This window comes from Peribacillus sp. TH14 (genome assembly GCF_016651145.1).
Taxonomy (GTDB): Bacteria; Bacillota; Bacilli; order Bacillales; family DSM-1321; genus Peribacillus; species Peribacillus butanolivorans.
The window spans coordinates 5609316-5626036 of sequence record NZ_JAEKEK010000001.1 but is presented as its reverse complement, the minus strand read 5'-3'; the positions used below and the strand labels follow the sequence as shown (position 1 = coordinate 5626036).

Sequence of the window (16721 nt, the reverse complement as noted above, 5' to 3'; positions counted from 1 at the left end):
AAAAACCAAATTGTAAAAATGTTGTCTCTAATAATATAGAGTCCCATTAATACTTTAGAAAATTTTCTCTGTTGAGTACAAAATCATTAAAAAACATAACTGATTGTATAACTTGAATTAATCATTAAAAGTAGTATTATGATTTAGGTACGAATGTTAAGGAGGCACAACTATGAAACAGATTTCTCGAACAAATACAGCTTTACTGCTTATATTTCTTGTAGTTGTATGGGGCGTTAATTGGCCATTGTCTAAAATGGCGCTGAATTATACACCACCAATATTATTTGCGGGAACAAGAACTATATTGGGTGGTCTGATTTTACTAATTTTTGCTCTCCCGAGATATAAAAAACTTCGCTTTAAAAAAACATGGCATTTTTACCTAATTTCTGCTTCTCTAAACATTATTCTCTTTTACGGCCTTCAAACGGTAGGTCTTGGTTTTGCACCTGCGGGATTATTTTCGGCCATCGTGTTCATTGAGCCAGTTTTACTTGGGATTTTCTGTTGGATTTGGCTAGGGGAATCGATGTATGGATTAAAAATTATTGGATTAATTCTTGGCTTCGCAGGTGTTGCTATAATAAGTGCAGGAGGATTTACAGGCAATGTTTCAGCGATTGGAATTATTCTTGCCCTTGGCTCTGCTTTATCCTGGGGATTAGGTACTGTTTTTATTAAGAAAACTGGTGATCGTGTAGACTCAATTTGGATGGTTACATTACAACTTATTATGGGAGGCATTTTTTTATTAAGTGTAGGTTCCAGCGTTGAAAGCTGGTCAAATATCCAGTGGGAATTTCCATTTATTATAAATTTATTATTCATCTCTATCTTTGTAATTGCATTTGGGTGGCTTGCATTCTTTACACTTGTAGGTTCAGGAGAAGCGAGCAAAGTAGGTTCATTTACGTTCCTTATCCCGCTTATTGCAATCCTTTGCAGTTCTTTTATGTTGCATGAAAAAATTACACTAAATTTATTAGTTGGCCTTTTATTTATCTTGATTAGTATTTTGTTTGTAAACATAAAACTAAAATCACAGACAATACCCGACTCAAATTTATAAAATATGGCTGTTTTCTAAAATATTATAATTTGATTACGATCTAGATCGGTCGCTTTATACATATAAAATGCGATTAGGTCAAATATCGTTATGGACACATATCCGAGTTTGATTATATGGATGACCAAACCAGTTTAGTCTTATTTCCTGTAGTATTATTTGCAGACTTGGCTAATACTTTCCCATTTATTTCTTAGGGTGGATTATGTAAAAAGTTGGAGTTATCCGAGCTATTGTTTGGAAAAACAACAATAAAGATTAAGAATTTTTATATTATAAAATAAACCTCGTTAGAATATATGTAGTTTTCTTTAACCATATTTTGCTAAGAAAATGTTAATTATACTAATCATTAATATAAAAAAACCACTCTTTAAAAAGGAGTGGATTTTTTATATTTATTTGGTTTATTGCGTAAATCTGTCACTTTTATGCTCCCTACAATACATTTCATGACTAAGGTCTGTTTTTCTATAGCATCTTTATGATTTACAAACAGAATCTCTTCCAATTATAAGGGGATCTTAAATTGTCCCTTTTGCTTCCGATCAAGATTAGCGATATAGGAACTCATCAGCTTCATGGAAAACTGAAAGATCGGGCTTTGAATAAAGGTATAGGCAAACGTCATAATAAACACTGGACCGCCAAGGATGAAGCCGATAATCAAGATGAGGCTCTCGACAACGATTCTTGCACGGCTGACAGATAACCCGGTTTTTTCCGAAACGGAAAGCATGAAACCATCCCGAGGACCGGCCCCGATTCCCGCAGCCACATAGATTCCTCCGCCAATGCCGGATATGATGATACCCATCAACAAGATGAATAGATTTAACCACCAATGCTCCGTTTCATGAGGAAGAATGTTGAGATGCAAGAAGAAATCCATAATCGGGCCGATTGACAAGGCATTTAGAAAGGTACCAATGCTAATATACTTCCTATCAACGACGCAGGCGATTAGCACAAGTACTAAGCCGCATATGACACTCCACGTCCCAATCGTGAACCCGAACCGTTGGAACAGGGCGACGTTTAAAACCTCCCATGGATGCGACCCCAAGGATTGAACATTCACCGCAATCGCATTCCCTAATCCAAAGAAAATTAAACCAAGAAAAAAATAAAATACCGTAATAAAAGAAATGTCATCTCTTCACCTCTACATCATATATATCTATCTACTTTAGATGAAGAAGGCCTAACGAACAAGATGATTTATTAAATTCAAAGCGAGAGGACCATGAAAAAACGTCATCCTTTTCGAGTATTTTACTCAAAGAATAACGTTTTTTTGTGTTTGAAATTGTTTCGTTTTCTTGATAGGCATGACGAAGGAATGAGAGGGCAATTGACCCGTTGAGACATGGGAGGGAAAGCCTCCAGGGGCGGCGTAGAGATGTGTATTATATGGTAAAATATGGAGTGGTAGCTGGCTCCTTTATTTAACTATGCCTTCACGAAGCCTAACTGATCTGAACTCATTTCATTTACCCGTAAGTCTAATTACAAGGGTTATGAAATCCTGCGAATAAGTGAGCATTCGAGAGATATTCGCATCAAACTGAGGGAGTTGAAGAATGGTTTTTCCTCTTATTTAACAATTATGCATATTGTCAAGGATGTAGTTTAGGATTACTAGTGATGAACCGTACCATAAGTAAATGAGGTTTTTAGTACGGTTGGAAGACACCTTCAACAAAGAAAGCTAGCCAAGGGCTGGCTTTTTTTTCAGTAAATAGATCTGTGCCTAATAACTCCTCGAATATTCTTGTTTTAAATATAGTTTCAAAGGTGTTTACATCTCGGTTTATTATATTACTATGAATGTTTACTTGTAGTAATTTGTGATATTTAATCCAATCAAGTAGTAATATATCATTCTATTATTTATCCATACACCGCTACTAGTTAAGTCTGCTTTAGTTTTTGTAACTTAGATAAATCTGAAACAGGACTTTGAAATTATTTAAAAGTCATGACACTAGGTAAAAACGATTATTTTCTGATAATTTACATGAAATTAACATGGAATTAACCTTCTATATAAATAACCAGATTATTATTGGGGAATAATAGGAGGAATGAAATTTTGAGAAAACTATTTTGTAAAAGATTTATTAATTTACTAGTTATTGCACTACTGGTTCTACCCATCTTCTCAAGTCTTGCCATTCGTGCGCATGCAGAAGATACCGTGTCGGTTAAATTACTTTCGGTGAATGATTTACATGGTAAGATTGATGTAACAGCAACAATTAATAATGTAAATTACGGACGTGCTGATTATTTGGCTACTTATTTAAAAGCCCGTAAAGCAACCAATCCAGATAACACGCTAATTATCCATTCTGGAGATATGATTGGTGGCAGTTCTCCGGTTTCAGCTTTACTTCGAGATGAACCTACTGTTGAAATCATGGAAGCAATCGGATTTGATGTAGGAACTGTAGGTAACCACGAATTTGATAAAGGTACACAAGAATTCCTTCGGATGGTAAATGGCGGTGACCATCCGAACGGCACACAAGGATATAACGGGATGGACTTTCCAGTTATTGCTGCAAATGTGGAATACAAAGATAGCGGAAAGCTCATATTAGATCCCTATGCCATTAAAGAAGTAGATGGTGTGAAAATTGGATTTATTGGTGTAGCTACGGTTGAAACACCTAATATGGTGATGGCCTCAGGTATTCAGGATATTCGTTTCACGGACGAAGCTGCCGCTGTTAATAAATATACGGAGGAGCTAAAAGCACAAGGAATTAAGGCAATTGTCGTTTTAGCTCACGTTCCTGGAAATCAAAGCGGTGAAACGGCCACTGGTCAAATTGCAAGTTTATCTAAGAACGTAGATGACGAGGTAGATGTCATTATTGCTGCTCATAACCATGTGAAACTCAATGCGATTGTAGACAACAAACTTATTGTCCAAGCTTGGGAATATGGAAAATCCTTTGCGGATATTGATTTGAATATTGATCGTGTTACAGGCGACATTGTTGAAAAACATGCAGAAATCGTTGATGTTATTCAAGAAGGTGCAACTCCTGATCCAGAGGTTAGTGCCATTCTAGCCAAATATAAAGAAATGGTTGGAACAAAATTGAATGAAGTCATGGGTTATGCTGCCACTCCAATGACTGGCGGATACCCTATCAAAGGCATCATTGGTGACAATGCTCTTGGAAACTTGATTGCAGACGGAATGAATGATGAAATGAAGTCTGATTTTGCCTTAATGAACGGTGGAGGAATCCGTGACGTTCTAGCCCAAGGCGAAATTACTTGGGAAAATCTTTTCAATATCCAGCCATTTAATAACACATTGGTTACGGTCACCATTCCAGGATCAGCATTAGAACCTATATTAAATGCTCAGATTTCATCCTATGGGCCAGACGTCTCCATTAGTGGATTCTCATATATATGGGATAGTGCGACAAGGAAAGTAGTGAATATCTATCTTCCTGATGGAACACCAATTGATAAGAATGGGACCTATACGCTTACTGTCAACAATTATATGTATGAACATGAGACTGATAAATATAAAATTCGCCAATATGGCAATGATCCAGTTCAAGGACCTGAAGATTTACAAGCTACTGTAAACTTCGTGAAAAGCTTTAATGGACCAATCCATTATGTAGCGGAAGGAAGAATCTCGGAAGACTTCAAGGCACCTGAACTGGCGGATGTGGTATTACATGAGGCTGACTTGAGAGACGGATCGTATCTTCATGAAGTTAAGGTATCCTTGGAAGCAACAGATGCAGGTATCGGGATTTCGCATATTGAGTATAGTCTAGATAACGGTGTCACTTGGAAACGTTATGATGAGGGGCTAACTATTAATAAAGAAGGTAAAAACTCTATTCAATATCGTGCGATTGATAAAGTGCATAATGTTTCAGAGCCGAAAGCTCTTGAGGTATTCATTACACCTGCATCAGTCGAAAATGCGATTTCTTTAGTGAAACAAGCAGAGGGAAATAAAGGAATCAAAACATCGCTTATTGCTCAATTGGAGAACGCAATTAAAACTTTTGAAAAAGATAAAGAAGATAAGGCTTATCAATCTTTAGAAAAAATTTACTCGCGTATTAGCGAGCTCCCAAATAAGCATTTAGAGGAAGTGGACAAAAACGAAATCATGTTCATGCTTCAATACATCATTGAACATAGAACAGAAACTAGCGGGAATGAGTTCCCAGCCTTATTAGCAAGTTAGTTTTCGATTCGAGTCTTTTATAATAAATAAAATGATGGCAAGGATAAAAACATGACCTTTCGAAAAAGTAGGATGCTAACCAGAAAATAGGAACTGAAAAAACAGATAGAGGCTTGTTTTACGCGCACTCTATCTGTTTTTTTAATTTACTCTATTCAACGTTAGAGTGAACCGTACCATAAGTAAATGAGGTTTCTAGTTGAAAGTTAAAAAGTATTTCATTCTTTGAATTCATTATTATCTAAATAAAAATAAGCACTCAGTCAAAAAAGAGTAGAATGCTGAAATTAATCTTAGCATTCTACTCTTTTTTTGTCTCTAATATCACCAAAATCTATTTGATGACCGCCGCCAAAGTTAATCCACTCCATTTGTGATTACCGTGGCCAAAAAGTAAGTTTTCACTTTTTATAAGTTTGTTTATTTTTGTTAGTAAATTAATATAAGGAAAAAAAGACTTCAAACCATATGACAATCTCCAGCTACTTTCAGAAAAAGATTATAAAAATTCAAAGGCAAGTGGGGAAAACAACCTGTTTTTCTTCACTTGCTTTATTTTAGGGACTTATCGGACAGCCCCCTTGTGGAATTAATAATATTAATATAAAAAATTAACATTATATTTATATAGTTTTGGTTTAATTGAATTGTAAAATATAAATCTCCTTGGAGGAATCATTAGATGATTAATAAGAAAATTGTGAAAACAGGAGCTACTTTAGCACTTGCCTTAGCTATTACAGTTCCAGCACTATCACCGACAGCAGCTACTGCGAAGGAAAATAGTAAAATTGAATCTGTTAAATTTAATGGAATGAAAGCACCAGCTACTATCGATGAAATGGTAAAAACGTATACAACTGCAACCGTTGATGTAAAATATAGCAATGGAAAAGTAAAAACATTTCCGTTGTCCTACAACTACCTATTTAAATCGGAAGATAAGGTAGCAATCGTTAAAGGTGAAAAAATTCCTGCAGGTACACCAATTGATGTAAAAGGAAATCCAATTAAGGATCCAAGCAGCACAGACGGAAAATATTTTGTTTCAGATGCTCCGGATTCAAATAGCTTATTAATGCCAATTGACGGCAAACTTTATATGGTTACACATTATGAATATCAAACAATTGATGCTGCTGGTCAATCAGCATACGGTTTAGTCCCAGCATCTATGTCTTTAACTGAGTTGGAACAGGACAAAAAAACAGGTGAACTTAAACCTGTAAAAGTAGAAAAAATCGATTTTTCGGCAGTAAATGGACTTTGGATTCCATGTAATGGTTCTTTATCACCATGGAATACACATTTAGGTTCAGAAGAGTATGAGCCAGATGCTCGTCAATTTGCGGACCCTACATCAAAAACAAGAAGTCAAGTTGAAACATTTGCTCAATTCTATTTTGGAAATAAAGCAAAGGCTAATCCTTATTTCTATGGCTACACTCCTGAAATTACAGTAGATAAGAAGGGGAAAGCATCGGTTGTGAAACATTACAGTACAGGGCGTTTCTCTCATGAGTTAGCTAAAGTAATGCCTGATAACAAAACTGTATTTTACGGTGATGATGGTGGTAATACAGGAATGTTTATGTATATAGCCGATAAAGCAAAAGATTTATCAGCGGGTACACTATATGCAGCTAAATTTAAACAAACAGGTACTGAAAATGGTGGTTCAGGAGACTTAGAATGGATTAATTTAGGACATACAACGGATAAAGAAGTGGAAAAAATTATTGACAGCGGCATTACATTCAATGATATTTTTGAAACTTCTGATGTACCAAAAGAAGGTTTTACAGCGATTAAACAATATTCATATGGTAAAACAGAATATCTAAAACTTAAACCTGGTAAAGAAAAAGCAGCTGCCTTCCTTGAAACACGCCGATACGCAGCAATGCTTGGTGCGACTACTGAATTTAACAAAATGGAAGGTTTAGCGCTAAACGAAAAGGATAAAAAAGTATATATTGCTATTTCCGATCAAAGTAAGAGTATGGAAAAAGATTCAACAGGAAAAGACCCAGCAGACCATATCCAATTACCAAAAATTAAAGCTGGTGTAACCTATCAATTGGATTTACAAGGTGGTCAAAAGGATAGCGAAGGAAAGGCTATTCATAGCTCTTATGTAGCACCATCAATGTATGGATTGGTGGTAGGAGAAGACCTTCCTAATGCTGATGCATATGGAAACACTGCAAATGTAGACAAAGTAGCTAATCCCGATAACTTAAGTTATTCTGAAGCAATGAGAACCCTCTTTATTGGTGAAGATAGCGGTGCTCACACAAATAACTATGTTTGGGCATATAATGTTGAAACGAAAGAATTAAATCGTATTCTATCTGTTCCAGCAGGAGCCGAAGCAACTGGATTATTTGCTGCTGATGACCGCAATGGATTCTCATACATTTTCAGTAATTTCCAACATCCTGGTGATGAACTAGATGGTAAGTCAATTACAGCTGTTAACAAAGATGAATTATTTAAAGCTGTTGACGAACAAATTGGCATTAATAAAACAGGGGGGATTGGTTATATCTCTGGTATACCTTCTTTAACAAAATATAATAATGGTAAATATCAAAAAAGTTTAGAAATTGATAAAAAATGATAAGTTTAGATTAGGTAATGAACCTGAATGAAGGAACACAAATTTACGTAACGGCAACTGATGCAGACCGGAAATATAAGCACTGATAAAGTTACTAAGTAATGGATAAACTGGCTCCTAAAATGCCTTCAGTAAATGAAGTTATTGTGCTTATAAAAATGAATAGGGCTGTCATAAAAGTGATTAAAAAATGACTTTTGTGACAGCCCTCATCCATTTTAATTTGGCTCTGTATTATTTGTTGGGGTTATGACACAATTTTGAAGCAATAAAAAAACGTAGGAATCTTATTTTAGAAATGAGATTCGTGTCTCACCTCAAGCAGTGGCAGAACAAGTAGGGATTTTGCTAGAGAGAAACCTATAGGTGGGAAATAGAATGAGATTGTGAAGGATTGTACGTAAACTTTAGCCAATGTCGATTGTTATTATAAAGAATCTCTTGAACCAAAAACCAGGATGATCCCAAGAAATAAAATTATAAATATTGTTTTATTAATCCTGTACGTAAAAGTACACATTTATAAACATAAAAAGTCCTTAGAATCTATTAAATCTAAGGACTTTTTTGATTGCCTCTAATCCTAATTATGTTAAGTAGGGCTGGCGTACGCTGGTTCTTCTTATTTCACATTTCACATAATATTTTTTGAACGTATTTTTATGTTTTGTTGCTGATAGGTCGAACACGTAAGTGACATTTCTGTCATTCTTATTTATTTATTGTTAGGTAAATCGATGGAAAGAAATTGAAATGATTTTTAAAATAGATATAAACTCTGTTGTAGAAAGGAATATGTCCAGAGAACCCTTTACAATCACCTTATTAGTTTGGTTGACGTTGTTTGTAATTTTTGTACTTCATGGGAGAATAGATACTTTATAAAAAAAGCCGCCCTTCCAAATATAGAAAGATAGCCCCTTTGGCGTTTTAAGGAAAGGACCTTGTATTAACCTGATAGATGGCGAGACCCGTATTAGAGAATGTACGGTTAACTTAAATGAATTTTAAAGTTCTTATATTAAAACAAAAAATAATACTACCAAGAAAAGGAGAATGACTGATGAATCGAAGTTTTGTTGATCGATACAATCAATCTATCATTTTCTTTAATGGAGAGTGTAAAACTTGAAAGGAGAAGTCTATGAAAAAAGTATTCGAAGTATTAAAGAAAATATTTGTTTTATTTATTGCCTTTATCTTGCTCGTATCAGTATCTGTTTTTATTTACCATAACTCTCAATTAAGTAAGGAAGCAGCACTCCTTAAAAGTGAGGGAACAGTCGTTAAGTTTAATAATAAAAAAATTCATGTCTATAATGAGGGAAGTGGTGAGGATATATTTGTATTTATGGCTGGCTCCGGGATCGCTGCTCCTGTTTATGACATGAAAGGACTATATAGCAATTTTTCAAAAGAAAATAAGATAGCTGTCATTGAAAGAGCTGGATATGGGTACAGTGACGTTTTTAACGATGACAGAGATATTGACAAAATACTAGAGCAAACTAGAGAAGCGCTAATAGAAAGTGGAAATAAACCTCCGTATATATTAGTGCCTCACTCATTATCAGGGATAGAAGCTATTTACTGGGCACAAAGATACCCAGATGAAATAAAGGGAATTATTGCTTTAGATATTGGTTTACCTCAACAGTACGTAACACATAAAATGAACCTAGTTGATTCATTGACAGTAAGAGGAATAAATATTTTAACGAAAATTGGTTTGCACCGACTTGTTCCTTCTTCTACTTATAATCCTGAAGTGATTCGGCAATCATTTTTAACTGAAGAGGAAAAAGAAATTTATAAAGCATTATACTATAAACAATTTTTTAATGATGATATGAAGCAAGAACTTTTACAGGCTTATGAAAACGGTAAAAAATCAGTTAACCTTCCGATACCAAAAGAAACACCTATTTTATTTTTAGATGCAATTGCTGACCAATATAAAAACTCAAAATATACAAAACAAAAAAACAAAGATTATGAGGAATTTGCAGAACAATTAGAAATAGCAGATGTCATAAAAATTAGAGGTACACACAGCATTTATTTATACGTGCCTGATGAAATATATAAGCTTTCAATGGAATTTATCAATAAAGAAGTTGAAAAAAATGAAATCCTACGTGATGAAAGGATATAACATTTTAATAGTAGAAGACGATTTGATAATTGGCGATTTACTTCAAAAAATTTTGTAACTCGAAGCGTACTATGTTTGTTGGAAAACGGATGGAAGAGTAGTTCTGGATATCATCCATAAGATAGATTTAGTCATAATGGATGTTATGTTACTAGGTGAAGATAGCTATCAAATCACAAAGAAAATAAAAAACTAGGATTAAATATTCTCATAATTTCTCTCTCTGTCCGAAATGATAGGGTAAATCCTTTTGATTCTAGAGAGTTACATTACAAACTTTTTTAAATTGCGGGGTAGAAAATACAATTGACTAAGAACATAGGGTCGTTGAATTATTTGCAGAAATTATAGATTAAATATTAGTTGAACTTGATTAAAAGTTATACCATTTTTGGTGGAATCTTTAATGTTTCAGGAGGGGGATTTGGAATTATAGAACTTTTAAGGTCAAGGCTTAACTTGGATACAGCTTAGCTCATCTATATAGGAAATCCAGGATAGTAGGTGGATGATTATGAGTTAATTGGTTAATTGACTGGGCGGTAAATAAAAAGAAAAGGTACTAATTCCTTTTTTGTACGGAATCAGTACCAGGTATAGATATTTAATAATCTTACTTATTAGGGAATCACTTACCGGTTAATTAAGCAATTCCCTTCGTCATAACGAACGATAATGACGAGCTTGTGTCTATCCCCATGGTGTTCCGATTACGACAAATATTAGCCAAGCAAGTCCAGGTCCGATAACAACAAAGCATGCGGATGCAATTAAGAGTTTTCTAAAAAATTCATTTTGGTTCATACCTTGAGCATTTGCGAGCAACATAGCACCATTTGTTGAGAAGGGACTTATATCCACAATGCTCGATGCAAAAGAGATGGATGATATGACACCTATGGATGATACAGTCGGATCCTGAAGAATTGGAATCGCGAGTGGAATAATGGCTGCCAAGAAACCTGTTGTTGAGGCGAAAGATGAGATAATTCCTCCAATATAAGATGCTGTTAGAGCTGCCATTACAGAATTATTCATGCCAGCTATTAACTGGGTCATATATTCGATAACACCGATTTGTTCTAGTACTCCTACATAAGTCACAATCCCTGTTACCATAAGGATAATTGGCCAAGGCATACTCTGTAAGACGCCTTCTTGCCTTTTTGGAGCCATCAAGAAAAGTGCCAACCCTACTCCAAACCCGGCAAAGCCCATGTGTACATTGTACCCTAGAGCTAGGACGACTAGAAGAGCTATTCCAAGAAGTGTGAATCCTCTATACCAAGTTAAACGCCCTTCTGATTTTCCTGAATTATCTACTTGATTTACATTTATATCGATTGTTTCTACTGTTTCTACTGTAGCTGCTGTATACAGGTGAACAGAATCTTTCCTAAAAAACCTAAGTCCTCCAAAAAGAATGAATACTATAATCGCAACGAATACACATAAGATAAAGGTGTTTAAGAAAAGCAAACCTGGTGAATGTGGGAGGTTTTGTGAATCCATCATACCGTTCACAATCACACCAAAAAGATGAAGTGGTGAGAAACCACCCGCAGTCACCCCTATAAGTAGCATTAAGCCCATCATAAGAGGATTAATCTTGTATTGAAAGGCAACTCGTAACGCAATTGGACTTAAGATAGAAGCAGAAGCAATGGCAGATGTACCGATACTGGTCAAAATAGCACCCAGGGCGAACATAATCCATGGAATTAAGCCGGTGTTACCTTTAACCAAAAGGAGTCCCCATCTACTAATTAAGTCGATGGTTCCATTTTTTTGGACAATGGCAAATAAGAATGTGACTCCTGCAAGTAGGACGAATAGATCTGCAGGAAATGCACTAAAGATCTCGTCAACGCTTAGCCCACTGACTAACACACCCATGATAAAAGCAGCAACAAAACCAATAATACCGATGTTTATTGGAAGAATAGCTCCAATGATAAACATGAGTAAAAGTAATATAATAGCTCCGATTTCTATGCTCATAATATGTCCCCCTAAGTTTAATAAATTGCTCATGTGTGACCTGAGCCATGTGCTGAACAAATCCATTTGCTTGCGTCTTAGAGGTAGGGTCGCACTGTAACAGACTCATAAGAAAAATACTCTATTAAAAATTTAAAACTTTGATTCACAAATCTGAAAACGCTTTCAATTAGAAGTATTATGAATGCCAATAAATATCCTTATTAGGGAATTATTTTTTTGAGTTTTTCAAATGAAGAGTAATTGTCAACAATTTATTAATATCATCAAGAGTAATTGCATAATACAAGACACGTTTAATTTCTGTTTAACCAATTGTAGAGTAGCTTCATTTCTTTAACCTCCTTTCCTTAGTTCATTTTTGTATAAAAAACTAATGGCGATTGTCGACAAAATTATGCTGATGTTTGTAATTCTAATGAAATTAGAATTTTCTGTCAATGTTTTTTTTATCAATTTTATTAAATTCCCTTAATCCAAATAGGAGGGTGTAAATTCAAGAAGTTTTGTTAAACCAGAAGTTGGTTTTTGTACCCTATGTATTTGAAAGAATAAACCGCATTTTGGGAAAGGCAAATAAGCCTGCTCGTAGAGATAGGCTTTTTCACTTTTTTCAATTTAAGTTTTCATGTTGAAAAAACAAGGGAAAGTGTTTTTAGGTAGGAAACTATGGAATATGGTTTTCTAATTTTGTTTTTCAACGTCCTTTTCTTCTGGTGTCATAGTTCATACAGTAATACAGTCCTCATCAACATTCATACCACATGCACGTTCAATAACTACATTCATTGAAAACACCCGTTTCGGCTTCAATAATTGGAATTGGTAAGATCAACTTGACCTTTGTTCTGCATGGATTGTTAAGGGAAAATCTAATTATTAATGCCTTTAATGCTAGGTTGTGATTTACCTTTAGGGTTAAAGACATTTTGGTTATGCTGTATTAAAACTTTTTTGCTTCAACAAATTGTTTTTTATGTAAATGATTTAAAATAATATGGTGTTCTTTAAGTGATTTATTAATATTCTCTACCCATTCAAAAGAAAGTCGTTGCAATGATAGTAGCGGTAGTCCTAATCTAGAATACATATTGGCGATAATATCACTTTTACTCATTTCGATAATCCCCAAGTGGAACTTTTGATTCAACATCGCGTATTCCAAACGGTCACCATCAACCAGATCCATCTTATTAACAAGCTGTTCCATATGAATTAGAGATGATTCAGGTGTATCGAGTTCTGCAATCCTCTCTATTGCCAGGCTTTCGAGCATCATTCTTATTTCTAACAGATCAATAATATCTCTTTCTGAGTAGCCCTTTACAACGGAACCTTTTCTTGGGATCCGTTCAACTAAACCATCGATTGCTAATAAATAAAAAGCTTCTCTTATTGGGGCTCTGCTTGTCCCAAATTCTTCAGCATAATTAGCTTCTATTAATTTGTCTCCTGCTTTAAGTTTCCCAGTAATAATTTCTTCAGTTATTTTCTCGGCTATCAGCCTAGATAGTGAGTTATTATCAAAAATGTTGTTATCAACCATTATTTGTCCTCCTTAACCTGGACATGAGTTTTGAACTTTTATTAATGTATACAATACCAGAACTTTTAGAAAAATCGAAGTAAACTTTTTGGGAAAATCCTACTCATTTTAAATTTTTTTAAAAAAGCAAAATATTGTCATCAAACTAAATCAATTGAAATGAGAAAAAGGGTGAAGATTGCCACTCTTTTTAGAAGTAAATACAACCAATGTTATCGACAAATTGAAAATACACGTAATAAGCCTGAAAATAAATAGTCAGAAAATTATATAAATTAATAATTATTAGTTGAATTTACATTAAAAGTATATTAGGATGTAATCATTCACAATAAACGATTGTCGACAATATACTATTTTAGTTTCGGTACATGATAATTTTTTAAAAAAGCAAGTAAAGAAGTCATCAAATTCAAATTTATTAAAGGGGTGAATTCAGCATGAAAGTTACGATTAACCGAACTGAAACGAATGGGAAGATTACCTTACAAGAAAGCGGCGGGTTTGCGATAGTGACCATACACCGTCCAGAATTAAAAAATGCACTGACAAATCGAATGTGGAATGATTTAGCAGAGATGGGGAAAATGATAACTCAAAATCCAAAGAATAAAGTCGTAATATTGCGTGGAAGTAAAACTCATTTCTCTGCTGGCTCCGATATTAAACAATTTAATGAGTTAACAATTGCTGAGGCAAATGAAGCATTTCGATTAATGGAAGAGGCCATTTCTACTTTTGAAAAAATAACATTACCTACAATAGGCGCCATAAATGGTCCTGCGTTAGGTGCAGGTTTTGAATTGGCCTTAGCATGCGATATACGAATTGGCACGCCACACACACTAATGGGAATTCCAGTTGGAAGACTAGGGATTACTTTGAACCAACCATTTGCGAAAAGAATAGCCGACATGATCGGAAAAAGTAGAACAATGGATCTAGTTTATACGGGTCGTTTATTAAATCCAATAGAGTGTTATCAATTGGGCCTAATCAATTATCTTCTAGATGATGAAGAAGATATTAATCATTTCATTATAAATCTTGGCAAAAGGATCTTGGAGCAGTCACAAGCCTCCCTTTTAGCTGTAAAACGGTCAGTTGCTTATAATTATCCGACTATTTCAATTCCATGGGAAACTGGCATTCAATCCAGCGTTGACCCCATTGACTTTCCAGAAGGTGTTCGATCTTTTGTAGAAAAAAGAAAACCAAACTTTCAAAGGAGACGATAATATATGCAACCACTAAAAGGAATTAAAATAGTAGATTTAACCCGTATTTTGAGTGGTCCATACTGTACAATGACACTTGCTGACCTAGGTGCAGAAGTAATCAAAATAGAGTCCCCAAAAGGTGACGATACAAGAGAGTGGGGTCCCCCTTTTTTACAAAATGAAAGCGCTTATTTTTTAAGCGTTAATCGAAATAAAAAAAGCTTGGTACTCAATTTAAAAGAAGAAACAGGGAAAGAAATTTTTTTAAAGTTAGTTAAAAATGCTGATGTTGTAGTTGAGAATTTCCGTCCAGGTACTTTAACGAGACTTGGTATAGGTTACGAGGTCCTTAAAGAGCATAATCCAGGAGTTATTTTAGCTTCAATTTCCGGATTCGGCCAAACGGGTACATATTCAAAGAAACCAGGATATGATGTTTTAGCCCAAGGTATGGGCGGGTTAATGTCAGTAACAGGAGAACTCGGGAAAAGACCAGTGAAAGCAGGATTTTCCATGGCGGATGTCGGTACTGGAATGTGGGCAGCTTTTGGCATTTTAGCAGCTTTGCATGAACGTAATCATTCTGGCGAAGGTCAGTGGGTAGACACATCCTTACTGGATACCGTCGTTTCGTGGCAAACTTATTTAGCAGGCAGTTATTTTGCTTCTGGAAAAAATCCAGAACCACTGGGAGATGCTCATCCAAATATTGTCCCTTATCAAGTATTTGAAGCATCTGATGGATACTTCATACTTGCTGTTGGGAACGATGGTTTATGGGATAGATTTGTTGAGGTGATGGATTTACAATCCATAAAAGATCAAAGGTTTGTAACAAATCCAAAGAGGGTGGAAAACCGAGAGATACTTATTCCTCTCTTAAATGAAGTATTTCAGAACAAAACAATTAATGAGTGGATTGCATTATTTGAATCAGTGAAAATTCCGTGCGGTCCAGTAAATAAGTTTTCAGACATTCTAAATGATAAACATATGTATGAACGCGAAATGATAATTGAGAGGGAGCACCCAACACTTGGGCCTATTAAAATGTTAGGAATTCCAGTTAAATTTTCAAGAACACCAGGGGAGGTTAAAACTGTGCCACCACAATTAGGGGAACATACGACCGAAATTTTAGAAGAGTTAGGTTATAGTGATGAAGAAATTTTACGCTTTGTTGAATTAAATATTACAGCTCCAGAAAAAGCTAGTTTAATAAAAAAATAGATGAAAAAAGTATCCATTATGGAAACCCTGGAGGATAAAGATGTTTATAGACCCGGAGACGCTAACACCTAAGGAAATATATAAATTGCTCATTGGTTCAGTTGTCCCAAGACCGATTGCATGGGTTTCTACGGTTAGTAGAAATGGAGTATATAATTTAGCACCTTTCAGTTTTTACAATGTTGTTTCGCGAAACCCGCCAATGCTCGGCATTTCAATAGGTCCAGGTGTCGGTGAAAGAAATGGAACAGAAAAGGATACGTTGACAAATATACGTAGTGAAAAAGATTTTGTCATCAATGTAGTGTCCAATAATGTTGCAAATCAGATGCATTTAAGTTCTGGTAATTTTCAACCTGAGGTTGATGAGTTTAAGAGTGTAAATGTAACACCAATGGAAAGTAAGATAGTAAAATCTCCATTAATAATGGAAGCAGATATAAAAATGGAATGTCGATTAGAGAAAATTATCGAACTTGGATCAGATCATCTCGTAATTGGCAGACTTGTTCAATATCATATTATTGACGATTTATATTGTGATGGGAAGGTCAATATAGAAGAATTACAACCAGTAGGTCGACTTGCTGGAAATTATAATCTTGTTGAAAATATTTTTCTTCTCCCCAGATAA

10 protein-coding genes and 1 pseudogene are annotated in these 16721 nt (G+C 34.9%); 8 read left to right on the top strand and 3 right to left on the bottom strand.

The window, feature by feature from the left end:
• Positions 1-172 precede the first annotated feature (172 nt).
• Entirely contained in the window at positions 173-1072 is a 900-nt protein-coding gene (locus JFU50_RS26955) for a DMT family transporter (RefSeq protein ID WP_201181043.1), read from the top strand.
• A 511-nt stretch (positions 1073-1583) separates the two neighbouring features.
• On the opposite strand, the gene JFU50_RS26950 is transcribed toward JFU50_RS26955, so the two are convergent.
• Positions 1584-2222 (bottom strand): YitT family protein, encoded by a 639-nt coding sequence (locus JFU50_RS26950; protein ID WP_201225203.1) that lies wholly within the window; start codon positions 2220-2222, stop codon positions 1584-1586.
• Positions 2223-3167: 945 nt separating this feature from the next.
• On the opposite strand from JFU50_RS26950, the gene JFU50_RS26945 reads away from it, so the two are divergent.
• The 4 genes and pseudogenes from JFU50_RS26945 to JFU50_RS26930 form a co-directional block, all read left to right on the top strand.
• A complete protein-coding gene (locus JFU50_RS26945; RefSeq protein WP_242486127.1) occupies positions 3168-5312 on the top strand; it encodes a bifunctional metallophosphatase/5'-nucleotidase in 2145 nt (714 codons plus the stop codon).
• Positions 5313-5994: 682 nt separating this feature from the next.
• The gene (locus JFU50_RS26940) at positions 5995-7935 is read left to right on the top strand and encodes a PhoX family protein (protein WP_201224878.1); all 1941 of its coding nucleotides are present in this window, start codon (positions 5995-5997) and stop codon (positions 7933-7935) included.
• Between the two features lie 1144 nt (positions 7936-9079).
• The gene (locus tag JFU50_RS26935; protein WP_201224877.1) at positions 9080-10090 is read left to right on the top strand and encodes an alpha/beta fold hydrolase; all 1011 of its coding nucleotides are present in this window, start codon (positions 9080-9082) and stop codon (positions 10088-10090) included.
• A pseudogene (locus tag JFU50_RS26930) lies at positions 10077-10357 on the top strand (response regulator); the annotation flags it as partial. The gene JFU50_RS26935 and the pseudogene JFU50_RS26930, both read left to right, overlap by 14 nt.
• Before the next feature lie 423 nt (positions 10358-10780).
• Here JFU50_RS26930 and JFU50_RS26925 read toward each other — a convergent pair.
• Positions 10781-12091, bottom strand: coding sequence for an SLC13 family permease (locus JFU50_RS26925; RefSeq protein WP_201224876.1), 1311 nt, complete (start codon positions 12089-12091; stop codon positions 10781-10783).
• Between the two features lie 943 nt (positions 12092-13034).
• Positions 13035-13637: a GntR family transcriptional regulator gene (locus tag JFU50_RS26920; RefSeq protein WP_242489112.1), complete on the bottom strand. Its 603-nt coding sequence runs from the start codon at positions 13635-13637 to the stop codon at positions 13035-13037.
• Positions 13638-14077: 440 nt separating this feature from the next.
• On the opposite strand from JFU50_RS26920, the gene JFU50_RS26915 reads away from it, so the two are divergent.
• From JFU50_RS26915 to JFU50_RS26905, 3 genes are read left to right on the top strand one after another with little or no spacing between them, the layout of a single operon-like run.
• A complete protein-coding gene (locus JFU50_RS26915; protein ID WP_201181037.1) occupies positions 14078-14875 on the top strand; it encodes an enoyl-CoA hydratase/isomerase family protein in 798 nt (265 codons plus the stop codon).
• A 3-nt stretch (positions 14876-14878) separates the two neighbouring features.
• Positions 14879-16087: a CaiB/BaiF CoA transferase family protein gene (locus tag JFU50_RS26910; RefSeq protein WP_201224875.1), complete on the top strand. Its 1209-nt coding sequence runs from the start codon at positions 14879-14881 to the stop codon at positions 16085-16087.
• Positions 16088-16127: 40 nt separating this feature from the next.
• Positions 16128-16721, top strand: coding sequence for a flavin reductase family protein (locus JFU50_RS26905; protein ID WP_201181035.1), 594 nt, complete (start codon positions 16128-16130; stop codon positions 16719-16721).

Coding starts and splice junctions, on each gene's coding strand:
- JFU50_RS26925 (WP_201224876.1), bottom strand. CDS start 12,091: ATGAGCATAGAAATCGGAGCTATTATATTACTTTTACTCATGTTTATC.
- JFU50_RS26920 (WP_242489112.1), bottom strand. CDS start 13,637: ATGGTTGATAACAACATTTTTGATAATAACTCACTATCTAGGCTGATA.
- JFU50_RS26955 (WP_201181043.1), top strand. CDS start 173: ATGAAACAGATTTCTCGAACAAATACAGCTTTACTGCTTATATTTCTT.
- JFU50_RS26910 (WP_201224875.1), top strand. CDS start 14,879: ATGCAACCACTAAAAGGAATTAAAATAGTAGATTTAACCCGTATTTTG.
- JFU50_RS26915 (WP_201181037.1), top strand. CDS start 14,078: ATGAAAGTTACGATTAACCGAACTGAAACGAATGGGAAGATTACCTTA.
- JFU50_RS26935 (WP_201224877.1), top strand. CDS start 9,080: ATGAAAAAAGTATTCGAAGTATTAAAGAAAATATTTGTTTTATTTATT.
- JFU50_RS26905 (WP_201181035.1), top strand. CDS start 16,128: ATGTTTATAGACCCGGAGACGCTAACACCTAAGGAAATATATAAATTG.
- JFU50_RS26940 (WP_201224878.1), top strand. CDS start 5,995: ATGATTAATAAGAAAATTGTGAAAACAGGAGCTACTTTAGCACTTGCC.